Annotated in this window: 9 protein-coding genes; all 9 read right to left on the minus strand. The window is 50.7% G+C overall.

What is annotated here, in order from left to right; translation table 11 throughout:
- Nucleotides 1-30: 30 nt before the first annotated feature.
- Nucleotides 31-999 carry an exodeoxyribonuclease VII large subunit gene (locus CLV60_RS28145; RefSeq protein ID WP_106598733.1) on the minus strand — a complete coding sequence of 323 codons (969 nt, stop codon included), beginning with the start codon at nucleotides 997-999 and terminating at the stop codon, nucleotides 31-33.
- Nucleotides 1,000-1,134: 135 nt separating this feature from the next.
- A complete protein-coding gene (locus tag CLV60_RS28150) occupies nucleotides 1,135-2,235 on the minus strand; it encodes a PQQ-binding-like beta-propeller repeat protein (RefSeq protein WP_106598734.1) in 1,101 nt (366 codons plus the stop codon).
- Nucleotides 2,236-2,354: 119 nt separating this feature from the next.
- Entirely contained in the window at nucleotides 2,355-3,137 is a 783-nt protein-coding gene (locus tag CLV60_RS28155; RefSeq protein ID WP_146151607.1) for a hypothetical protein, read from the minus strand.
- Between the two features lie 273 nt (nucleotides 3,138-3,410).
- Nucleotides 3,411-3,848, minus strand: coding sequence for a hypothetical protein (locus CLV60_RS28160; protein WP_106598736.1), 438 nt, complete (start codon nucleotides 3,846-3,848; stop codon nucleotides 3,411-3,413).
- Between the two features lie 67 nt (nucleotides 3,849-3,915).
- Nucleotides 3,916-4,365 carry an SMI1/KNR4 family protein gene (locus CLV60_RS28165; protein WP_106598737.1) on the minus strand — a complete coding sequence of 150 codons (450 nt, stop codon included), beginning with the start codon at nucleotides 4,363-4,365 and terminating at the stop codon, nucleotides 3,916-3,918.
- Between the two features lie 8 nt (nucleotides 4,366-4,373).
- The gene (locus CLV60_RS28170) at nucleotides 4,374-11,765 is read right to left on the minus strand and encodes a fibronectin type III domain-containing protein (protein ID WP_170118883.1); all 7,392 of its coding nucleotides are present in this window, start codon (nucleotides 11,763-11,765) and stop codon (nucleotides 4,374-4,376) included.
- Between the two features lie 84 nt (nucleotides 11,766-11,849).
- Entirely contained in the window at nucleotides 11,850-16,913 is a 5,064-nt protein-coding gene (locus CLV60_RS28175; RefSeq protein WP_106598739.1) for a fibronectin type III domain-containing protein, read from the minus strand.
- Between the two features lie 51 nt (nucleotides 16,914-16,964).
- Nucleotides 16,965-18,788, minus strand: a complete 1,824-nt coding sequence (locus CLV60_RS28180) for a hypothetical protein (protein ID WP_106598740.1) — start codon at nucleotides 18,786-18,788, stop codon at nucleotides 16,965-16,967.
- A gap of 7 nt (nucleotides 18,789-18,795) precedes the next feature.
- Nucleotides 18,796-25,872: a SprB repeat-containing protein gene (locus CLV60_RS28185; RefSeq protein ID WP_170118884.1), complete on the minus strand. Its 7,077-nt coding sequence runs from the start codon at nucleotides 25,870-25,872 to the stop codon at nucleotides 18,796-18,798.
- Nucleotide 25,873 lies beyond the last annotated feature (1 nt).

A 25,873-nucleotide genomic window follows, 5' to 3' on the forward strand; every position in this document is an offset into this window, starting at 1 on the left:
AGCTAAATCTTCAATCCCGATAACATCTGATTAACGAAGTAAGACAAGTAAAAGCAATAAGAGGATCACCCCGATTATACAATACAACAACCGTCTCTCCTTCTTCTGCTCGTTACGGGCTTTTTCCAATTCCGAAGATAAGTAACTGATTGTCTTGGTTTGCTTTGCAACGTGTTTTGCTAAATCTTTAAGAAAATGTCCAAAAGCGGTGGGTGTGGCAAAACCTCTATCCGCGAATTTTTGTAATAAGGGTTCATCACTATGGTGGCCAATTGCGGTTACAAACGGAATACCAAGATCGAATACCGCTTTGCAAAGAGTTATACTATTAAAGACTTCAAGGCCGCTCCCTCCTCCTCGCATGAATACCAGCAACGGCGGATTATCTAGGCGCACTTTTTGAATAGCTTCGATGATTGTGCCAGGGGTACCAAGTTTGGCCCTAATCCAGAAGAAGTCAAAACACGAATAGGTATCCTCCAACGCGTGCTTAAAATCCTGGTCCGCGATTGACTCGTTACCAGTTAATACCAAGATTGGTGGCCTGAGACCTTTTTCAATTTGCCCGGCGAGTATCGTCCTGATATCAGCAAACCCTCTTTTAACTCTATTACCGATTAAATTGAAGTCTTCATTCGAAAATCGGCTTATCGCTTTGTCAACACCCGCCACTTCAGTCACTTGAAAACTAAGGTTGATCCCTTGCCGGTTTACCCTTCCTTTCTCAATAAACCCCTTGAAGGTATAGTAGCTATCATTCTCCAGCCCGTCTCGAATCAATGCCGACACTTTGACTGCTAGGCTGCCCGTTACGTCAGCACTGCAAGAAAGTTGGTCATAAAAGTAATCACCGTATTGCTCTCTACCGGTGCTGTTATAAAAGCCGGAAACAGCTAAGAGTTGACCGTCCATCGTTGAATGTAACGAATTGCGGAATTGAGTCAGTAGCTCAGTTGGGGTGAATACAAAGGAGTCCTTAATGGTGTTGTGAGAATGCATAGTGAGCTTTTTAGGGAGCCGTTGATCAGTTTATGGTAACAATTAATCGATTAATGCCTTTGCATCTTTTTATTAATCTTGATGGCAGTCCTTTTTGCAGCAAAACCGATAGATAGTAAGATGCCAACAACGCTCCTATTCCTGTACGCCGATTCCCCCCGAGTGATATGCTTCCCCGCTCTTCATCACCACACAGGGCGAAGAACTGATATTACCTCCTGTTTGAAAAACCCACCTGACGGCCCCAGTAGTAGCATCGAATGCATAAAGGCTTTTCTCATTTAGGCTAGATACGTATACGCCTCCACCTGCAACGGTGGGGCTCGAATGAATTGGACTTTTGGTCATAGACTCCCATTTCTTTTGCCCGTTGACTGCGTCGAGCGCATGCAGTTTACCATCAACACTGGCTACATATACCATGCCATTACCTACCATAGCGCTGGAATTGGTCGTGTCGCTGGAAAATTCCCATCTTTCGATCCCCTGGGCCGCATCCCGAGCGTACAACCTCCCCTTAAACGTACCTATATATACTTTTCCATTTTTGACGGTCGGGGCGGAAGTAACCACACTTTCTGCCTGAAATTGCCATCTTTTTGCTCCGGTGATCGCGTCAAAAGCAAACAACGTCGAATCCAGGCCTGCATAGACCAGCCCCCTCGCCAATGTAAGGCCAGTTATCCCATTTGACGGAATCTCTGCAAATACCCATTTTTTCGCACCTGTGGCAGCATCAATTGCGTAGACCTTCCCGTCCTTGCCTCCAATATAGACTGTTTCACCAGCCACACTTGGACTCGAATAAATTGGGCCGCTGGAAGTTTCAGACACCCATTGTTTTGCGCCGGTAGTAGCATCAAGTGCATAAAGCCGCCCGTCTAAGCTCCCTACGTACAGAGTTCCATTAGCCACAATTGGGCTCGAACGAATTTCGTCATCAGTAATAAATTCCCACCTCTTCACACCCGTAACAGCATCAAGTGCGTATAGTTTATGGTCGTCACTTCCTACGTATACGGTACCATTTGCCAGGTAAGGACTCGAATGAATTTCATCGTTAGTAGCAAACTCCCATTTTTTTACGCCAGTAGCCGCGTCAATCGCGTATAGCTTCTTGTCATAACTGCCCACGTATACCGTTTCGGCAACATCAATCTCGGCTAGATAATCTTTATCGCAGGATGCGAAAGTGTGTACCAACAAAAGGAGGGTAAATAAGCGGAGGAACTTCATCGATTTTATTATTGTATAGTAAGCATATTTTGTATTTCACAGAGAAATAAGGCAGATGGCAGTGCTAGCAGTATCTATAAAGGATTCGAAAGCCAATTCAAATAGATTCGTCTACTATTTCACACTTTCAGGTGCATAGCACTGTTTTCCTCCCCTAGAATAAAAAGCTCATTAGCAGAGCTGCGCAAATACAGCTTACTATCATGGTAAATAACCTGCGCAAATTGATGACCAGCTGATCCAGGGACTTCCTGTAAAAAATCAATCTTTTTTGTTTCTATATCAAACCGTCCAAATTTAATGGGCCGAGGCCTTTCGTTGCTAGTTGTATAAACGGTTTCTGTAAAATAGTATTTATTGTTTTCCAAGTACTGGGTTTGCCAGTTCACACGAACATATTCCATGTTAAAATCTTCTAACCTTCCAATTTCAACCAAACGTTTATCCAAATGAATTATTTGAAACTCGCCACCTTCCTTCTTGCTTCCCCAGACAGAAGTCAACATCCCGTTCTGCTCATCAAAAAAGAAAGATCCATATGGAATTTCCACTTCCCAATCAACTATACCAGTAGGCATGTCGATTAAGATTAATTGTACATCTGCGCCTTTGCTTTTTGAAAAAACCAGCTTTTCATTCCACATGTAGAACCTGCCAGCGATATACCCTTCGCCACAATCGTATTCCCAATAGGTATGTTCATCCAGCAAATCGCTGCATCGGAAATTACGAGGAGTATTCCTCTCTCTCTCGTTGAAGTTTAATCGAAAACTAGAGTTTAAAATTTTTCCAATAAAGCCATTTTGATAAATCTCCTTTCCTTCTCTCTTTATAACCGCTGTCGAAACAAGCTTCCGTGCTTTCATATCAAAATGCTCATTAAAAAGGATATAGTAATTCATACTAAAATAAAATATCCATGATCCGTCACTCTTTATTCGATCATCTTTTATAGTTTCTACCACTTCAAAAAACGGATTTAATATTTGTATTTCTCCGTCGAAAATTAAGGATAAATAGTAAATATCGTACCAATACCTGCACATTAAAGGAATGCTAATTTGTGCGCTATTCCCAAGGTTTTCAATTACTTTTTTTCCGAATTGTATAAAAATAGGCTATTACGAATTTTAAATATCTCAAAGGCATTGTTTATTTTCTTATGTTTTCTCATATCAATTCAAATTAAATATGTTTGAAAAATTCTGCTCAATCAATACTCTTAACCCAGCCTCTCCATTAATACCTAATTCCTGAAATGTCGCTGCGGGGATTTTATTTACGGATAAATCCAACCCATCAATTGCCGTTTTCATATTCATTTCAAAATTAGCTGGATTCTTAGCAGCGTCAAATAGCCAGCGGAGTTGGTTAAGATCAATAATGTCTGGATTATTTAAATCTTTGAGGAATTGTTCTGCAAAGTTTGCTGGCGGAACACTACCATAGGATTTAAATTCAAAGTATCTCTTTCCAGGTCGGCCTCCTATCGTCACAGCCCCATCTACAATGGCATCATATCGCCTGTCAATACCGATGATGGTCTGTTCAAAAATAGTAGTTTGCGGCGGGAACACACTAGCATCTTCTTTAAGCAAGGTGGCAATCACCAAATATCATTCTCAATTATTTCTATGCCGCCTGTATGCCATACTTCTGCACGCCAGCGTAACGCATTCCCTAATAAATTTTTAAAAGAAATTCACTGAAGCTCCGGGAGATTAGATACAAATTATCTGATGTCAAACCTCCATCAACTCCTTCATTACTTATTTCATGATCGTAAAAGTAGACGTGCCCGAAACTATCCCCCTCATTAACGTTCAAACAGATATAGTTCCCACCGGGATCATGCGCTATTGGTATCATTTTTTTTAAAAACTTGTCAGGATAGTTATCCAATAAATAATCTAGGTTGCAAAATCTGGATTGCACGTCAAGCCCATGAAACACATCTAGCACGTCAGCACCCTGCGAATCACTAATTTCGAATTTATCGAGACTCGGATATCCGCCGTTATGAGTACTTAAAAATTCATAGTAGTCGGTTGGGAGTTTAAATCCATGTTTCTCTTCAAAAGCATCAATTCTTGAAGAAGGGATACTGTCAAATTTTTTTAAAAATTCCATATTATTTTCTATTCTTCAACTGAAACATCGTTTTTGTATACTGCGATTCCGCCCGTGTGTTTAACTTGATCATGAATGTCAAATGGTACTAAGATCATTGTTTTACTATCTTCCACGTGATGCCATGTAAGTTCGTTCTCCCCTCTATAAATCTTATCTATACCCATCAATCTGTCGGCCTCTGCAAAATCGACATCCCGACTCCCCGATGTTTGAATGGTCACTTTCGCTTCCCTTCCATTCACCATAACCGTGTAGGGTTCAAACCGAGCAAATCCTAATTCATCAAAATCAACTCCATTTGGATATTTTGCGCCCAGCGCATCTATTCTCGCTTTTACTACACCTGGTACTTCCCCGGCGTATTTTGCCTGAAGTGGCAGATTTTGATCTATATCGAACGAATACTTCCTGCCAGCATACATCTGCGAATTTATTGGAAACCTTCCATTAATCAACTTCACTTTGGACAGATCAACAATCCATCCTTTCAATAACTCAGTACCCTTTTTTAGCTTACTCGGTGCCAACATCACTGCCGTGAGTACCCCGCCCGTAGCCACCGTCTTCGCCAGCACCACTCCGGCACGTCCGGTTGCATGGCGAGCATACTTTCCACCCTTCTCAAATTCGTCGGCAAACACGGCTCCTCGGGCAACTTCCACAGCTATTTCTTTTGCCTTTTCCCAATCCAACTCCTGAGCGAAAGACTCCAGCTGTTTTCGCGCGCCCTCGGGATCCGATGCCAGCGTCAGTCCAAGGCCCACTAATTGCGGTAGCTCCGTTGCTTCTTCGAGTGCTTGGTCAATGGCACCGCTAATCACGGCCGTTTCATCCCGCACATAGAACTGCTTACCAGGCTCCCATGCCTCGGTCGGCACTTTGGCTCGGTCCAAAAGGCTGTTGTATGTTTGAGCCAGGTTTTTCAGGATGTCACCGAGCTTCATATCGGCATACTCGACGACGCCCGCATCTCCGTAATTCTGCGTGTTTTTAGCAATGACGCTTGTTTGCTCGGAGAGTTTTCCGCCATTTGCTGCCCGTGCTTTTGTTAACGCGGATTGCAGCGCCTGTTCTGCTACCTGCTTGCATTCCGGACATTTGGAAAATGCTTTCCAATCTCCGGTAACGGTGATGTTGCCGCTCCGATCTTCCAGGTTAAATTTGCTTCCTGACTCGGTAATAGTCTTTCGCCTCACGCCGTCGCTCCCTGTGATCCAGTCGCCATCTTCTACACATTCCTTAAACCGGGTTGTGTTGTTATAAGGCCCAGTTAATTCAGGTGAAATCTCGATTGTCGCCCGCCCAGAACCTGGCTGGAAAGTATAGTTCGCCTCGATCCAATTGTACCCGCATTGCCCGCCACCCTGCTGTTGCGCAAAATAGTAAACCGGATTTTTACCCGAAGGCAGATAAAACAGATCCTTGTCGTAATATTCCCGTGGCTCACAAATCGGACTCATCTTTAACAGATAACCTACAAAGCGCGAAGGGCTATGTGTAATTTCAGCAAAGAATTCGCGTCCATCAGCAAGTGTGAAGCCTTGTAAAGTACCGGCAGGCGGAGCCGCCCAACGCCCGCCAAAATTGGAGAATTTAGGAACGGCTCCCGTCGGTAACTTTACCGCCATACCATCCGGAGCAATGAAGTACCTATTGTAATCAATCTCCAGTGCAGCAACCCGTCCGGTTGTTGGTGCAGCATCTGCGATGGTAGTGGGAGGATCGATACATTCCTCACCCAAAAGTTTCTGATTAATAATTGGGAAGGTATTTCTGATAACATTGTTATATGTGTCGGCCGACTCGGACCCATCTACCGCTTTTCCAAGTAGCGCACCGGCAGTTTTGCAGGGCGTTTCGCTAAGCATTGCAGCCGCCAACGCCTTAGGTGTTACCGCTGAGAAATCAAAACTGTATTTGCTGAATGCGGGATCAGAAGCGAGAGTTCTTTGAAGATTTTCCAGGTACGACTTAGCATCCGCTTCCGACAAAACATTATCAACTCCCTGATATTGATAGATTGTATTGCAAACCAGCGCATCAAAATAGCTGCCCATTAAGTTGGACATTGGATACTGGCTTTGGCAATCAACTAGGTTAGCATTGTTTCCCTCGCTGGTACGTTCTGATGAAAGCTCGGTACCGAATTTCTCGTTGTAGGGCTTATCTTGTCCCCGGACTATTTTGTTATCTGAAAAATACAAGGTGTGGTAACAACTGCGGTCGGGGTAACGCATCTCGGGCGTACATTTAAACTCAATGGCGTTAAGATCGTCGATATCTGGCCAATAGGCATTCGTCCCCCCTATTTGCAGATTCTCAGTCGTTCCGTTGTTCTTAAAAAGCGTGATAGACTTAACAGTCTGAGTTCCCACACACCAGGTTGGATAAAACTTGAACTGTCCGTTAACTTGCTCGTATGCCACTGAAAAATCCTCACAAGAGAAATCAACAATATCTATTGTTCTGACCGATTCTGCACATACAGCGCCTCCCACTACGCACTGTGCGATGTAGGTTGTTGTTTCCTTTGGAGATTCGTTTAAAATATCCACAGTGCCTCCCTCTAATAGTCGCCAACGCACCGTTCCGCCGTTACAATTCGATGTTTCAAATTTCAGTTTTGTGCCCGCGAAATAGGGATAATCTACAGCATTGGCCCTGTCCGAAGGATAGACGTATGCCGCGAAGCTCGCACAATCCGGCCCGAACACAGAAGTATAGTCGTTACCAGAAGGACCAGCGATCGGAGTCTTGACCGAAACCTTGACTTGTTTGGCCAAGGTTTCGGTACCCGAAACACAGGTCGCAGTAAAAGTTGACGGAACATTAATCACTACACCTTCCACTCTGCAAGGTGCCGCACAAGTTTTGGTAACGCCACCACTCCAAGTAATCAATCCTCCACCGCATCCCTCCGCGATCAATGTCGTCTTTTGCCCCTTTTCAACCGATGAAGGCTCGGCTATCAAATCCAGTCTGATCTGGGCCGGGACCTCAATAGTAGCCTCTGTTTCACCTACGACGTCTTTTTGGCATTTTACTGAGTATACTGCCAGGTCTTTGACGCCCTTTGCGATAACCTGTTGTTCCTGACCAACACCTTTCGTGTCAGTGGGAAGCCCTGGTCCATTCCAAATCGTCGTTCCGTCAGTGCAGCCTGCGGCAGTAAGTACAATATCGTTCAGTTCGCCTTTACGGATAACAGCTGGCTGAGCCTGTGTTGACAGGTTTTCACAAACAACCAAAGGCGGCATGATAACCGGAACTTCGACTTCTATTGTGAAAGAGCAATCGGTAAGCTCACAGACCGCCTTATAGGAAGTCGTTTGCCTAGGAGACACCCGCAATTCAGCACCTGCATCCACAACCGTCCCATCGGAATCCATCCAGTTTATCTTCGTTGCGCAACCTGTCGCGTTTAGTATGATATCATCTCCTGGTCTTTCTGATAGTTTCGTTTGCTTTACAACCAGGCCACAACCGCTCACAGTTATACGCTTGCTTACCGAGCAAGCCGGCATATCACAAGTTGCCTTGTAGATCGCCTCTTTGAGAGCTACATCTTCAAGCGCACGCCCATTTGTAAACGGTTTACCGTCCTTTTCCCATTGCACATTCCCAACACAGGACCTGACTGCCAGACTTACACTTTCTCCTTTACCATATTGGGTCTTTCCGATCATGACAATGCATTCCTCGGATGGCACTATCAGTGTTTTCGGGTTTGTGGCCTGATACAGCGTACCGTCATTAGCAAAGCAGGTGGCATAATAAGTTGTCGTCAGAGAAGGATAGGGGTGGATGTCAGGAGGGTAAGGAGTTGCCCCGAATTCCAGCCAAGGCCCCTCCGATTCGAAGCTATCATCCTGATCGTTAGTCCAGACTATCCGTCCATTGCAAGCTGTACGAGCCAGCATTCTTAATTGGGATTGATTGTCATATCGTATCGCTGAAATATCGTAACCGTCGCCTACAATGCCCGATCCATTTTTTGAAAGAACAATTTCGAACTTATTGGGGATCTGAATGCTTGTTTTGCAGCCATTCGGGAAGGTAGCAACGTAGATATTGCTGACGTTCAGCGATGGAACGGACACCCTGCTGAGCGGAGTTGAGTTGTAATCTTTGATTCCATCAGAAAGTAAAAAGCTCCCTGCGTATGAATAAACCTCAATTGCCGCTGTGTAAGGGTCAGTAGATGAATAAAGTAACTTGTCCTTACAGGTCTGCACAGGTTCTGGCGTCTCAGCCGGCAGTACCTTGATATCAACAGTATTCGAATAGCAAATATTTTCACCTTTAAGGCACTGGGCCGAAACAAGCATGTTTTTGATAGGAGTCAGTTTTAGCTCATTTCCGCTTCCAAGTCCCGGGGACCATCTGACATCTCCGTCACATCCCGTTGCCTTTAATTCGACCATCGCAGCAGACGTCACCGACACTGAAGTGCCTGTTTGTTGGCCCGATGAAACTGTGATAGCGAAACGGGATCCACAATCCGGGGAAGAAACTTTCACCTCCACCGAATAAGTACAGATCTTGGTCGCAGCACCCTTACCCATCGCGCAAGTTGCGGTGTAGAACGTATTTTTGGATGGTTTTACTGTCAGCATACGTGTAGCCCCAATCAATGGGGTGTTACCTGTGCTAATTTGAGCTATCTCACCGTCGCCAAAGACTATTTGACCATTTGTTTGGCTTATACCGGCGGTTCCGTTAGACCAAGCTATTGGATTTTCTGTTCCCGGCGTTGCGATACAGCCTGCTATGGTGAGGATGTGAACATTCCCTGCCAGTGAAGCAGTAGTCCTGGCGTTTTGGACAACAATTCCTAGCTCACACTTCTCACTCGAAGCAATTCTTGCATTTGCCGGATCGCTTGCAAGCCGCGCTCGGTCATAAGCAACCACTTCGTAATCGTAAAACTGCGACGGATCCAAGCCTCTCAGAACAATTGCATTATCGGTCGGATAAACCGTGTGTCGCACGCCGTTTCGATCGGTGTAGACAAGCATGTAGCTGTCATGAAGCCTGTTTTTATCCCAAGTGATTTTCACAGACTCCTCGTCGATCCGGACATATTGCAAATTTTCCGGACGAGGAACACTGCGCATGTCAGTGAGAAACGCACCTTCCACGCTGGCTACCGCCTGATTGTCCTTATAGGCCGTTATTTTGTAGTTATACTGCATTCCTCCCCGCAGCCGCGCCAGGTCTATCTGCGTTTCCTGCACGGTCTCCTGTAAAACAGCACCATCCTTGTCTGTATATTCTATAACATATTTGCTGACGCCGACAGGTCCTTCCCAACTAATAACCGCACCCTGATAAGTGATATTATTCACCCTTACGTTTCGAATCTGGTACACAGGATCGGTGCTGCCGTCTCCGCCGCCCGGCTGTTGCCTTTCCTGTTTCCAGGTATCTATCTGGCTAATCAGTTCCTGATACTTCTGAGGCAGACTATCCACTTTGCTATTACCTGCCAAACCACCTATTAGCGAATCGATCTTGGCAATCAGGTTGTTCACCGCAGGAGTCGGATTGTCCGAAAGTACCTGCTGCAATGCCTCTTTGATTTGTTGAGTTGCCCCAACAATCGCAGCCTGGTAGCTGCACCGGGCTTGCGCACCTGCTGTGGCGGGTACCGAATCATATCGTGCGAGCGCGTCAGCAAGCGTACCGGTATAAGCAGCGGGGTCCGTTCGCTTTGCAAGCGCGCCGGTCAGTTTGCTCCTGGCAGCTGCTACTTCCGCTTGGGATACACTCAAAATTTTAAATTCGGCTGCTTCATACACGCATCCACCCGCGCCGTCGCCACTTGTGGTCGCTTTCAGGCCGCTGAATTCGGCAAGTGCCAGCGTACCTTCCATGAACGGCATCCGGACAAGGCCACGGCCCGAGAAGGCACCTGACCCGGAAACCTCGGTCACAAACACGGCAAAGTCGTAAATCCCCAGCACGTCGCCGGCAGAAAGGCTGGTCAGCTTCTGTCCCGCAGGCAATGCGACGCTTGGATGCTCGGGACTACAAACCGTAAATACCCCGCTTTGCAACGCACAGCCCGGGATTTTCAGCTTGTTTGTCGTATCGGCCCCTACCGCGCCGGGGAAATTGGAATAGTAATCGCCCAGCTGCCCGGGATCAACGCTTTGGCATCCTGAGGCCTGAACAGGCAGGTTCATCGGGTCTGAGAGCGCGATAGGAAGATCCAATTCGTCCTGCTCGTCACCGCTGACCGTATAAGGCTGGCTATTTTCCGGTTCACCTACCGGGCAGCCACCGGAAGATGAAACACTCTGAATAGCAAACTCGTATTTTGCCCCTTCAAGCCCTGTAACTGTCGCGCTGGCTGCCGATACTTTCTGGCTAGTCCATTTCAGCTCGCCTTCCTTCCTGTACAAAACATGATACCCATCTACATCCTGTTGTGAGTCCCAACCGAGCTGAACCCTCCCAGGCCCGGATTCATTGATGGTAAATTTCTCCGGTGAAACACAAGGCTTACCATACCTGAACCATGTGACCTCACTCTGCCCGTCGTTGGCAAACACCACCTCATTTCCATCCGCATCAATCTCATGCACGGTCACACGCGCCGCATACCGGGCACCGCGCTCCAAGGCCCCTATGATACTATTGCCAATGCCGGTATTGCCCGGATAGAAAGTGCCCGGGTTACCTTTATCATCGATCACCGGGTTCACGCAGGCATCCAGTGCCTCTGTCGGCTCGTAGCCATCCGGGACTTTGCACACTTTCAGATCGTAGCTGGTGATGTTCCCGGGTAGCCGGTAATGCCTTGGCATCCATTGTATATCTACCCGCTGCGGCTGATTCATTGTAAGTTCAGCACCATTGAAAGGAATGTTGATGATCGGCGGTAGTGGGGTGGTGATACTGAAATAGGTTTCACCGATATTGGAAACTTCCCGGCCTGTGCCTGCTTCGAGCGCTTGCACACGGAAGGTATAGAAACCCTCTGGCAAGCTCGTCCTCAATGGATTCCCATTTAAACCCTGCTCTTCAATCGCGCCCGCCAAAAAGTAATCGTTTTGCAGCTGCGCGCCGCTCAGGCGCACGATCACGCCCCGGTCCAGGGTGATCAGCCCCGCCGGGATGTACCCCTCCTGGCTGGCTACGCGGACACCCGGCCCATCCAGGCTCCATTTCAGATACACCTGGATGCTGCTTTTGGTCAAATCTTTCAGCAGCAGGTTGACCATCAGCGCCGTATTACTACTGAAATAGGTCGAAAGCCTTGCGTTAGGCTGAGCAGCAATGAATGCCTGAGCGGTGACCGGGTAGTTCTGGTCAGTGGTTTGGGCATGAACTTCTTTTGGACTACAACATGCTGTCACTAAGAATAGCATGAAGCGAAAAAGACGTGGCATTAGTCCAGATTTACTAGATAATTCGAAACTGTTATTCATTGAGCAGGTCGATGCTAAATTGTCAACTTTGTCCGATGCTAAAACCTATTCTAGGGTCGGCACCTTGATCTTATCACTGAAATATTGGTTTGTTGTCTCAGGGTCAAAGTTTGATCCAATTTGGACCGGGAGACGTGGCGCTGCGCTGGTGTTATACTGACATGAGGAGAAGAGCTTCCACCAGGTGTCATTAGTTCCTGTACAATTAGGTCTAACTCGAATTGAAATCTGGTCGCCCTGTGAGAAAGAAACTGAGGCTTCGTAAACACCATTATTACCCATGGAAATACAACCACTATTAATAGCTTCTCTGCCATTCACAGTTATAATCAATTGGTCAGGCTTGGCACTTGCCATAAAACCAAATGTAATTTTGCCTGACTCAAACATGGTATAGTCCCCGCTAAATCCTGCATCGCCTCCAATTGAATTCAGATTCAAATCACACGCTGATACAACCGGAGGTGCGTCAGCTACCACCCTGAATTGTTTCTCTGAACCTTTACAACTTTCGGAATCGCCGCATCTGACACGGAAAGTCCGGGTACCGGATGCATTAAATGTCCCCGGCCCACCTTCCAGCCATTCAATATTTCCAAACGTACAGGATGCGTCGATATTCACACTCGCGCCATTAGTCACATTGATCTGATCGCTGAAAGTACCCGAGCCATTGACTCGGAAAATGGGCGTCCCGGCGATACAAATGCTCAGAGTGCCGGAAGCCGAACTTTCAACGACACCACATTCGGTGTTCACCGAGCAATAGGCTGTATAGGTTCCTGTTTGCGAGGTTTGGATACGGTCGCCTGTCTGCCCTGTATTCCAGCGGACACTTCCTCCGTTACAGCCATAAGCAACCAGGGTTGCAGTGTTAAAGCCTGACATAGTAACGTTCGGAACCGTTATCTGTGGCGCGCCTGGGCAGTTTCTGATCGTTACGTTTCCTCCATCACTGCTGGAGGCGCTACCACAATCATTTCGAACTGTACAGGTTACAGAATACTGCCCGCCCTGATTTACACCAATACTACGATCGGTAGAACCATTACTCCATTGTAAAGAACCGCCATCGCAGCCCTGTGCCGTGAGCGTTCCCCAACTGCCGTTGGTAATCGTAATATCATCGACTGCTACCCATGGAGCGGAAGGCGGACTGCAAGGCGCGTTTTGAATAGTCACATTCGCCCCATCGCTGCTGGTCGCACTACCGCAATCATTACGCACTGTACAGGTTACAGAATACTGCCCGCCCTGATTTACACCAATGCTACGATCGGTAGAACCATTACTCCATTGTAAAGAACCACCATCGCAGCCCTGGGCCGTAAGCGTTCCCCAACTGCCGCTGGTGATCGAAATATCATCGACAGCCACCCACGGAGCCGAAGGCGGATTACAAGGTGCATTCTGCACAGTCACGTTCGCGCCATCGCTGCTGGTCGTGCTGCCACAGTCGTTGCGTACGGTACAGGTTACCGAGTACTGCCCGCCCTGGTTGACACCAATGCTACGGTCGGTAGAGCCATTGCTCCATTGCAAGGAGCCGCCCTCGCAGCCCTGTGCCGTGAGCGTTCCCCAACTGCCGTTAGTGATTGTAATATCATCCACGGCCACCCACGGTGCCGAAGGCGGATTACATGGCGCATTCTGCACATTGACAGTCCCCCCATCACTGCTGGAAGCGCTTCCGCAATCATTACGAACGGTACAGGTGACAGAATACTGCCCGCCCTGATTTACCCCGATGCTACGATCGGTAGAGCCATTGCTCCATTGCAAGGAGCCGCCCTCGCAACCTTGGGCAGTAAGCGTGCCCCAACTGCCGTTGGTAATCGTAATATCATCCACAGCCACCCACGGAGCCGAAGGCGGGTTGCAAGGCGCATTCTGCACATTCACATTCGCCCCATCGCTGCTGGTCGCGCTGCCGCAATCGTTTCGAACCGTACAGGTTACCGAGTACTGTCCGCCCTGGTTTACCCCGATGCTACGATCGGTAGAGCCATTGCTCCATTGCAATGACCCGCCCTCGCAACCCTGAGCAGTAAGAGTTCCCCAGTTGCCATTCGTAATCGTAATATCATCCACAGCCACCCAAAGAGCCGACGGTGGCGGGCAGGGCCTGTCATAAACATTAACCGTAATACTCGCCCCAGGGCCTTCTCCACCTTCGTTGACGCATTTGGCCCAGTAAGTCGTATTCTCATTCTGGACACGCTCGCCGCCGGTGAAACCGACCGGAACTGTCCACACCAGCGTGCCAGTATCACAGTATCCCGTCACATTGGCCCTGGAACCTTTTTCGATATTGGTAGCAGATGCCGACAGGTGCGGCAAATTCGGCGCGGGCGTGTACACCGATACGGTAACACTGGCCCCCGGGCTTTCGCCTCCTTCATTGACACATTTGGCCCAATAGGTCGTGTTCTCTGCTTGGACTCGCTCACCGCCCGAGAACCCGACAGGCACAGTCCATACGAGCGTACCGCTATCGCAGTAACCGTTAACAGTAGCAGCGCTACCTTTTACAATGTTGGCGCTCGATACCGATAAATGCGGCATGTTCGGCGCAGGCGTGTAGACCGAGACCGTAATGCTGGCCCCGGGACCTTCCACGCCCTGGTTGACGCATTTAGCCCAATAAGTAGTATTCTCATTCTGCTGCCGTTGGCCCCCACCGAAACCGACGGGAACGGTCCAAACCAAGGCCCCCGACGGGCAAGTCCCGTAGACATTGGCCATGCCGCCTTTGACGATACTCATATTCTCTGCCGATAGCACAGGTGCCGACGGCTTGACCAGCGTCCGCTGCGAGGCGCGCTCGGAAGCAGCCTGATCGTATTTGTTGTGGGCGATTACCTGATAGTAATAGGTAACGCCCTCGGAAAGGCCGCTATCATTAATAGAAGTTACACCCATCCCCACCTGGCCGATGGTTTGCGGATTTGAAAAATCGGGCGATGACGACCTGAGTACCGTGTAACCATCCTCGTTATACGCATTATCTTTCCAGGAGAGCGTCAGGCTACCAGTAGCCACATTACTAAATGCAAGATCAGAGGGAGCAGCAGGCGGCAGGTACAATACGTTGATCGTAATGCTGGCCGAGGTCTTGCTCTGGCAGCCGGTCTGATCATTGCGGCAAACCGCCCGGTAAGTCGCTGTCGAGGCGAGTGTCACCGCCGGGTTTGGCAGGTTGGCCTGCCCCAGGTTTTCCCAAACCAGTCTATCGCCACCCGTACAACTACCACTAAGGGTTACCCTTCCGTTCCGGTCGATGGTATTGTTGGGCGCATTGGAATACAATGCCGGCATTTGCGGCTCGGCCAGCACACGCACCGTTTTGGTTGCCTCGGGGCTATAACAGCCATTCAGATTGCAGCGCACGGCATAGGAGTAGTCTCCGGGCTGGCCGGAGAAGCTGACATTGCGAACCAGATCCCCCGAACCGCCGGCGGCAAATGCAGCGACGCCAGGAATCTTCCATTCCATGATCCCCACACAATTTTCTGCACGCAAGTCAGTGCTTTCGTAGCTGCATATCACATCGCGGCCTGCCGTCAGCGTGGGCTTGGGCAATGATTCATATACGGTAATTTTCAGCGAATCCGAGCTGGCCGCAACGCAGTATTTGTCCCGGCATTTAACCCAGTAGGTCGTTGTTTCCAATGGTTTCACCTGAATGGCCGCGCCGATAGCACCTGTGCTCCATACCAGTTCTTTGCCCTCGCAACCCGATGCGGTAAGTGTTGCCGGGAATTCGCGGCAAATGCTGTTGTTAAACACACTGGCCGATATGCCGGGCTTCTGGTTATGCGTCGCCTGAATGTCCAACTCACCGGGCGTGAGCGCGAACCTCATTTCCGAACCGGTAGATAACTTGTAACGATCAGAAGCAAACTGCCCACGCTCACTGTCCTTGACAAAAGACTCATAATGCCCATTGATGTACCGGAAGCTGTACCAGAGCATAGGCGCATCCGGCGGTCCGGCGGCCGGCGATCCGCCACCACACCAGGGAAGCGCGATCTGGCCAAGCATCGAGGCTGTCACCTGGCCATTGCACGAGTAGTCGGCACTCAACTTGGAGAGCGACATGTCGAATTTGTTCAGCTCGTCGGTGTAGCCTTGTGCAAGCGAGAATACGTTTTCCGCGACCACACTTCCCACCAGCCCTTTACCGTCCAAGAAAAGGTTACTGCCACTTGCGGAACCCAGGGTAACTCCCGGCCGCAGTTTGAAAAACGCAGGAAGCCTTACGCGGAACGAGGGGAATGCGATCCCCTGCCAGGCGGCCCCGGACACCTGCGCACACGAAGGAACCCCGTCCGGGTTTCGGAAATCACTCAGATCGATTTGCGCCTGATCACTGCCTGTAAATTGAAAACCAAGATCAGGGTAATTAGCAGAATGGAACGCGGCGGCCGGCGACCCGGAGGCGGAAACCTTTCCGCTGATCAATATATCCTTCCAATCCCCTACATGCTGACCTGAGAATGTAATCGCAAGCGGCCCGCTGGCGGGCTTTCCATCGGCTGTTTCCAATGCTACCAGGTTCGAGACTTTAATTTGACCCGATAATTCAAATTCTTTGAACGCCCCACAGGAAAAATCCAGCTTGGAGTTTTTATCAAGGCCCATTAAGAAGTTATTTCCCAAACGAGGAACAGCAAATTCTTTAAAATCACCGTCCAAAGTGCTTTCCAAAATCGGCAACGCGCCCGCAAAACCACTTTTACCTGAAACCGCGATTTCATTGGAGCCAAAATAAAGGTCGGTCTGTGAATCGTGCACACGGAAGCGTGCACCCGCAGCGAGCTTAGCGCCTGTGGGCGTGATATCCATGGACATAACTACCACATCATAGCCCACGCCCGAGATCGTAGCGCGGAAGATGACCGGCAGGCTGGCAATCTCTTTCATCGTGGCAGGCACATTGATCCCACCGGCGACCACCTTGATGATACGTCCCTGGGACTCTGCCGCCTGCATGGCCGCATCGATCTCCGCCTGGGTAGGTTGAGCGGCCTTCGGAGCTTTTCCGAAGACGCAGTTCTGAACAAACAGAACCAGCAGAAAGCTTAGAAAAAGAAAAAATGATCTCATGGAAATAGGCGCGGTAGCCGAGCTGCCGGAATAAACGTTTGTTGATGAAGGTTAGAGGACAGAGAAGTTATAAACCAGCCCAAGCGTGGCCGTCAGCTCCGAGAAAGAAGGGATGTAGCGCTCGGTGCTTACATTCTTCCTATCCAGGTATATCACATTGAAATTCAGGTTCAACTGCCGGGTGAGTCCGGCCGAGGCCCCGGCCCGAAGGTTCAGGATCGACTGATCCACCGACGACATTTCGCCTGTCGTGTAAGTCCCTGAAAGCTGCGTCTTCCATTGCACACCGGTTTCCGAGCCGAACCCCTTGGTGATGCCCAGCGAAGGCCCCCACTGCTTGCCGGAGATCCCAAAAATATCGCTGGCCGAATAGTAGACCGAAGCGGACACATTCAGTTTCAGGGGTTTCAACCCATAATTATAGTCCAGCGACAGGTTACTCAGGTTGTTACTAACCTCTGAGCTCCCCTGCTGGTCACTCCCACGTTGGATAACCGTATTAAATCCCACGCTCTGAGTGATATTTTCGCTGCGGGAGGGCAGCACAATGTTCAAACCGGCCTGGATATTCTGGTTCACCTGCCGGAAATTGATCGTATCCAGCGCCTGGTAAGGCGTTACCTGCCTGAGGTAATCGTAAGTCGGACGCAGATTGGAATAGCTGGTAAAATTCGAGTAGCTGGCCATCACCGTCAGCCACTCCGCAGGAACATAGGTCACATTGGCCGCCCCGACCCAGCGCCGGAGCGTTTTCAGCTTTTGTTTCTGAACATTATCATGCTGAATCCCGGCATTGACACTCGCATTGAGCTTTCCCTGGAAAAGCTGACCCGCCAGCTTCGCCGAGATATTTTCCAGGTCGTCGGCAAAATAGTAAGCGCCCAGCGTGCGGTAACCCGGCTCGATACGGCTGTAATCGACCCCTGCATTGAAACCCTTGCCGCGGTAGGTAACCCCGCCTTTGATTGCTTTTTTATATTCGGTGCTCGCATTCGGCGGCAGCGTGCCCAGGTAACTGTTGAATGCATCGCGGGAAGTGCCCTCGCTGCTCGCGCGGACATCGTTGGTAATGCCCGAAACGGCTATTTCACCATCCAACAGCCATTCCTTCTGAATGGCCTTGGCCAGTTTGACCGATGCCACCGCATTCTGCTGCGGGTACAGATAATAATCGTCAAGCGTGTAGGGCAACGAGTTTACGCGGTCTTTGGCGGTAAAGAAAATCAGCTCGACCTTGTCTTCCTTTTTGCGGTAGCCCAGCTGAATGCCCGCGCCGCTTCTTTTGTAGGAAGGGATATTATTGCGGACCGCCGCACCGTAGGTGCTGAAACTGCTGTCCACCCGCACCGCACGCCGCAGGTTCCCCAGCATTAATCCAAAATAGAATGGCTTGTCCTTCGGCCGGTATTCAAGCCCGACCCCATCGTAACGGTGACCTGCCAATGTCAATGGCGAAAAGTTCAACGAGCACACGCCCGCACTCAGCGTGAAGCCCTTATAAGTTGGTTTAATGACAAACCGGTTGAAAGGCTGGATAAACCTATGCTTACCATCGAAAGGATGCGACCAGTTAATATTCTGGTTAGATAAACTAAAACTGACCGGCATCCGGACTTTGCCAAACAGGTCGACGCTCAGGTTACCTGTGAAGAGTGTATTGAACGGGATATTCCTGCCTTGAATGCCGTCTGGCCGGTAGTATACAAAGTTGGCGGCTGCCATCCCGGTAATGCTCACGCTCTTTTTGAGGACGTCTTTGGCGTTGATGTTTTTAAGATCGCCCAGCGGCGAGCGTCCGAGCTTCTCCAAGTCTTGTCCCTCACAGACCGAGCACAACAGCAAACCGCCTAAGCAGGCTTTTAGAATTTTATACATAGCCTGTTTAGTTTAAAATCAGAACCCGTTTGTACAGCACCGACTTACCCGCCCGGACGGTAACGATGTAGGTATCCTGCTCATAACCAGTGAGCACGACATCGAACACGTAGTCTTTCTGCCCTTTCTTTTCATCAGCCAACACGAGCGCATTGGTCGTCGAATTGGTAATGGCAAGGCTCACATCCGTGGTTTTGGCGAGCTTGACCGTTACCGTAAACCGCCCGAAGTTCGGGTTGGGCGCTGCCACCATTTCCTGGATCACATTAATGTCCTGGTAATGCAATAGCGAGTCGGTCTGATCGATATCGTCCTTGTCGAAAATCTTGATATTGCGGATCTTGGTATTGATGCAATCCCCCTTTTTAGCGATCATTTTGACCGGGTATTCACCGGGCGATACCACCGCGAATGCCAGGCGGGTAATCTGGTTGGAAATGATCTCGGCCGGACCCGGCAGCTGCCATTCTATCTCATCCGGGGTTGGCTGGGAAATATCCAGCACCCGGACCGTATCACCGACAAACGCCTGGACGGTCATCAGAAAGTCTGCTTTGAGGGCATTGTTGTTATTGATCAGCGTGTACTCGCGGGTGATGCTGCATCCGGTGGAATTACTAATTACGAGCTTGTAGGTACCAGGCTCGACGGCCGTGAGCGTCTGCTCATTGCGGGCCTGAGTAATTTCCTGCTCTTTATAATACCAAACAGTGGATTTGCCCGCATTGCCGGCCTGCAATATTACCTCCTGTCCCTTGCAAACTGGCTCGGCGACCGGGAAGCCGACCGCATCGAACTGGTCAGGTGCGGCTATTGAAACGGTAGAGACTGAAACGCAGCCATTGGCATCCTTTGCCTGAACGGCATATTTGCCCGCACCAATTCCCGTCACATTCCAGGTATCGGTGGTTTGTGAAACCGTGCCGGCCGGCATCGTTACATTGTAAGGCATCGTCCCGCCCGAAAGCTTTACGCTGATACTGCCATTAGCCTCGCCCGCACAGACCGGGGCCTTCCAGCTTACCTGGCTGGCCAGCGCCTTGGGCCACACCAGCCTGACCGAGCTTACCGTATCCTGGCAGCCCTTCCGGTCGGTAACCTTGAAGGTATATTCGCCCTGGGAAAGCCTTTCAAATACAGGCAAAGACTGCTGGGCCGTGTTGTCTTTCTGATAGGAATAGCCGCCATTGCCGCCCTTTACAGCCAGGGTGATCGTCCCATTCTGTTCTCCGGCGCATAACGGGTCGGTTTTGCGCATTAAAGAAAGATCCAGGACCTCGGGTTGGCTAATGCGCAAAGCCGTTGTCTGCTGGCATTCCATCGCATCTTTCACCCAGAACTTATAATCCCCTGCGGCAAGGCCCGTAAACAGGCTGTCCGAATAGTACTGCGCCCCGTCAAGCGAATAGCGGTACACCGGCGTGCCGCCTGTCGCCGCGATCCGGATCGAGCCGCTTTTTTCGCCATAACACCGCACAGTGTCCTGGTTCATTGCCGCGAGTTTCAAAAGGGAAGGCTGGACAACCGAAACAGTTTTGGAAAACGTGCAGCCTGCCGCATCCTTCACATTCACGCTATAGGAACCTGCGACCAGGCCCGCGAAGGTTGATGTGGTACTGTAAGCACCGCTATTGAATGCGAATTGATATGCACCCGGTGCCCCGCCCGATGCGGTCACAGCGATCTGGCCGGTCTTGTCGCCAAAGCATTTATTGTTGGTAATATTGATAAGTCCGTCGAGCGCTTCGGGCTGCGAAAGCAGTATTTCAAGCTTATCGATACATCCGTGGCTGTCGGTGATTTCGACCGGGTAAGTCTGTGAGGCCAGACTGGCAAATTTGAAGATGCCGTTACCGGCATTATAATTCTGCCCGTTAAAAAGCGCTTTATAGCCGGGAGTGCCACCTTTCACATCCAGGGTAATGCTGCCGCTGGATTGCCCGAAGCAAACCGGCTGCGCAGTGCTGTAAGTGGACACGATTTTCTCCGGCCATTTCAGGCTGACAGAGGGCATGTCTGCCTTACAGCCCCGGCGGTCGGTGACCGTAATAGCAAACTGGCCCTGTCCGAGACCCTGGAAGACATTACCGGCTTGGGCAGAGCCGTTGTCCAGCGTATACTGATAGCCGCCATTACCGCCCTTAGCACTGGCGGTTACCACCCCGTCCTTGCTTTCAAAACACAGCGGATCGGATTTGCTTGCTAGGGCAAGCGTGAGTACTTCCGGCTGCGAAAGCTGGATTTCCCCTGACCCAGCACAGCCCCTGCTGTCTTTGACCGAGAATTTGTATTTACCCACCGGCAGACCGGCAAACCGGTTATCGGTCAGATAATCGTTTCCATTGATGGAATAACTGTAATCCGGTGTACCACCCGAGGCGGCGATCTCAACCACGCCATTAGACTCGCCATAGCAGCGGACCGTGTCCTGATAAACCGGGACAACGGTCACAGCGCTCGGTTGAATCAATTCTATTCGCTGCGAGCTGACACACCCGTTGGCGTCTTTGACGGCCGCGTGATAGGTAGTGGCAGTCAATGCGTTGAACCTACCCGAAGCCACAAAATCAGTCCCGTTCAGGGAATAGGTATAGGCCGGAGTACCACCACTACCGATAAGCTCTATTGAGCCGGTTTTGTCCCCGTTACAGCTATTATCGGTTTTGGTAAATGTGCTTGTAAGTGGCGAAGGCTGGGTGAGCGTCACACGCAAGCTGTCCAGGCAGCCCATGCTATTCTTTGCATAGATATTGTAGGTACCAATCGCAAGGCCATTGAATGTCCCATCGGCACCAAACGGACCGCTGCCGATCGCGTAGGTAAATGGCCCAACGTTGTTATCGCCTTTCACTGCGATCACGCCCGTGTTGCCGCCGTAGCAGAGCACGTTTTGCCGGGAGACCAGCGTCAAATCGGCCCGGTTCTGCTCCTTGATTTCAATGCCCAATACGGTTTTACATGATAGTGGGTTATCCTGGATTACCACCGAGTAAACATTCGGGTGAAGATTCGTGAAACTTCTGTCCGAGGTAAACGCGCCGCCATTGAGCGAGAGCTGGTAACTACCGCTGCCGCCGGTAATGCCAGTGATGTTCAGACTGGCCACCGGCGTTGAGCAGCTCACGGGTGCTATGCTGTATGTGGCCTTAATCCCGCCCGGGATTGTCAGATCGACTTCCTTTTTATAAGAACAAAGCTCGTCGGCTACCGTTACAATGTAGGTCCCATTCAAAAGGCCGGTAAAATTCGGACTGTCCGAAAAGCTGTTTTGCGAGCTGATGCTGTACTGATAAGGCGGCCTGCCCCCATTTGCATTCACTATGCTGATCGAGCCGTCCTGACTGTTGCAGCTGGTGGGAAGCGTTTTGGAAACATCGTAGCGGATATTCGAATTCTTCGGAACAATAGCCAGTGCAAATTCCTTCTTGCAACCGCTCTGGTCCTGGGCGGTAATGGTATAGTCGCCTGCCATCAGGTCATCGAAGGCGCCATTAGCGCTGGTAACAGGATTGACCGGGCGGAATTTGAAGTCCGTGCCCGTCAGCGTGTAGGTAAACCCACCGGCGGAACCGGTTGCCGAAAGCTGCGCCTCGCCTGTTTCGTAGTACTCGCAATCCACATCCTTTTTGCTGATCAATGAAACAACAATGTCTGTCGGCTGCGAGAGCGCAATGCCTGCCAGGGTAAACGTGCAGCCATTGGCATCCTTTCCGAATACAGAATAGGTGCCCGCTGAAAGGTTATTAAAAATCTCCGAACCCTGGAACTGCGTGTTGTCAAGCGAGACCTGGTAAGGCGCGGTCCCGCCATTGTTTTTGACCTGGATCATCCCCTGATTATTACCATAGCAGCCCAGGTTCGCCTGCGAGGCGAGCGTGACCGTATAGGCCTGTGCAGGCTGCGCTACCGTAGCGGTCACCGGTTTGGTGCAACCGTTGGCATCTTTCACCGTAAAGCGGATCTGCGCCCCAGGCAAACCCGGGAACAACGGCGCGGACTGAAAATTCGTCGAATCGCGCGAGAATCTGTAAGGGCTTACCCCTCCGGATGCCGCAAGGGTCACCGAACCGTCTGAGCCGCCAAAGCATTTGACCGCCGTCTGAGAAGCTACCGAAGCCAGCAGCTCGGTAGGCTGCGTAAGGGTTACGGCAGGCGTTTCCAAAAGGCAACCCTGCGCGTCCTTCACCCACACTTTGTAGGTGCCTATTACCAGAGAGGAAAAAGTAGCCGGGGTCTGATAGCTTGTCCCGTTGATGGAATATTGATATGGCGCCGTGCCCCCTGAGGCGCTCGTCTGGATCATACCACTGTTGCCATTGTAGCAAAGCACCTGGCTGCTGATGGTCGTAGTGGCGGCCAGTGCAGATGGCTGGGTAATGTCTACGGTAATGCGGCGCACACAGCTGTTGGCGTCTTTGACAAAAAAGGGCGTACTTCCCGCGCTCAATCCGGCAAACAGGCCGGCAGCCTGATAGTTAATCGAATCCTTCGAAAAAGTGTAAGCACCTGTTCCGCCCGTGGCGGTAAGGCCTACAGACCCATCGGTATTACCAAAACACTTGACATTGGTCTTGGTGAAAGCAGGCTCGATACGGGTTGGCTGGGTAACGCTCACAATAGGCGCAGCCTGCGTACAACCATTGCCGTCGCGCGCTGTTACCTGGTAGTCACCCGCCTTTAAACCGCTGAATACAGGGCTACCCGAAAAGTCGGTACCATTGATCGAATATTGCAAAACACCGCTCCCGCCGGTCGCTGCGGCGGTGATCTGGCCGTTGGTTCCGTCAAAGCAGCTTACCGCTGCGCTGGCCGCCGCTAATAATGTAATTTTGGAGGGCGACAGGATTTCTCCCTTCACAGCCACTTTACAGCCATTGGCATCTTTTAATATAAATGTGGTAGTGCCCGCGCTGAGCGTGGAAAATATCGGGAAAGTCTGGAAATTGATACTGTCTTTTGCGTAGGTGTAAGGCTGAGTACCGCCTGCACCTGCAAGCGTCAGCGAGCCGTTTGCCCCGCCAAAGCAGGATACGTCCGTTTTAGCAGTAACCGAAGCCGAAAGCACGCCCGGCTCGGTTACAGTTACAATAGCAGATTCCTTGATGCAGCCCGCTGCGTCTTTGACCCACACCTTATAATTCCCCGGTGCCAGGCCGGTAAAACTTTCCGCGGCAGCATATTGGGTGCCATTGATCGAAAACTGATAAGGAGCTGTGCCTCCCGATGCATTGGCTAGAATCACCCCGTCGGCCAAGCCATTGCAGGAAACGGCCGATTTGAGTGCTGCCGAAATCAGAAGTTCGGCCGGCTGCGCGATGACAGCGTCCACAGAGACCGAGCAGGCATTGTCTTTGACAACCACCTTATAAGTACCTGCCGCAAGACCAGCGAATGTAGGCGAAGCCTGGAAGCTGCCGCCATTATCGCTCGAATAAGATAATGCCCCATTGACGACAGAACCTGCCGTGCTGATAACAAATGAGCCCGTGGCTCCGCCAAAACAGCTTACATCCTGCTTGGAGGCAATCGTTGCCAGCAGTTTGCTCGTCGTTTTGATCGTATCTGTTACCGATGCCACACAGCCATTGTTGTCCTTGACCGAAAAAGAATAGGCCCCGGCTGAAAGCCCTGGAAAGGTAGCATTGCTACCAAAAGCGCCATTTCCCACCGCATACAAATATGGAGCAGCCCCGCCCGAAGCCTGAATAGTGACAGAACCGCTGGCGGCACCCGCGCAGCTTTCGTCCGTTTTGGAGGCCACCGAAACCTGCATCGGTGTGGATGAACCCACCGTAACCGAGCGCGTGGCCGTACAGCCCGACGCGTCGCGGACATGCACTTGATACGTCCCGGCCGCAAGGCCTGAAAATACATCGCTTGCAACATAAGCGCCCGAGTTCAACGTATATTGCAGCGGCGCAAGGCCGCCCGAAGTGCCTACCGTGATTTGCCCGGTATTCGAGCCTGTGCACGCCACATCGGTCACCGTAGGGTTAATGATAATATCTGCCGCTACCTGAAACTGCTGGCGGGTGTAGAGGACCCCGTCTACCAGCACGCTCACCCACTGGGCGCCCGAGGACATACCCGTCCAGGTGACGGGCGTGCTGTAATCCAGGCCCGCACCCGAGCCCGGGTTTAAGCTGCCGCTTGACGCGCCGTACTCGACAAACCTGCGCAGTTCGTCGATCAGTACATTATCGGCGTATGCCCGGTAGTAAACCCCGTCATAGGTAACCTTGTATACTGTATTGGGTGTGGCCGGATAAGTCGTTTTGGTAAAATTTCCTCCCAGCGCCGCCTTCTCGATGCTGAATGCGCTGTTGCCTACCTGACGGATCGCCATCGCTTTAAAGCCGAACGACAGGTCACCCATGGGGTCCACCCCGCCGTGGCGGTATTCCAGCGAAACCGGTACCTGGCCCGAGAAGTGGGTATTACTTTCCAGCTTGACAGCCGTATTGCTGGTGATCGACCCGTCCGCATTGATCGTGTAGGTCGGCGTTCCCTGGTAGCCGTTGAAGTTAATTTCATAACCGCCCGGGTTGAGCCCGGTTGGCCCATTGGTGAGCGGAGCGCCATTGACCAGGAATTTCCCGTTCGTCTGGGGACTGAACACATAGTAGCTCACCTGGCCATGCGAGTCGATATTAATAGGCGAGCATTTGCCGACTTGCAGGGGCGTGCTCAGCTTCGAGTACGGCGGATATTCGTCTGCCGGGCCAATACCATTTCCATTGTGCCCTGCGCCTGGCGCCACCTCCACATACACGTAATCGTCCTTGACCGTCTGCTGGAAAGCGGCACTGCCGCAGTCGTCTGTCACGCGGAACGTATCACCGGGTTTGATCAGACCGAAGTCCATTTCAAATGCATAGTAGCCTCCGACAATAAACTTGGTCACGAGTTGCGAAGCAGGCACCTGTGCGCCATTGATCAAAAGGTGAATTTGCGCGGGATCACCGCACGGTGAACCATATACTTCCAGCTGCCGGTCGGTATATTTGACCGGGTTCATGAAAAGTTTATTCTGGGCGAACGCTGCCACAGGCAGCATTACCGCGCAAAGAAGCAGTGCTGGCAAA

The sequence above is a fragment of the Dyadobacter jiangsuensis genome, from assembly GCF_003014695.1.
GTDB lineage: Bacteria > Bacteroidota > Bacteroidia > Cytophagales > Spirosomataceae > Dyadobacter > Dyadobacter jiangsuensis.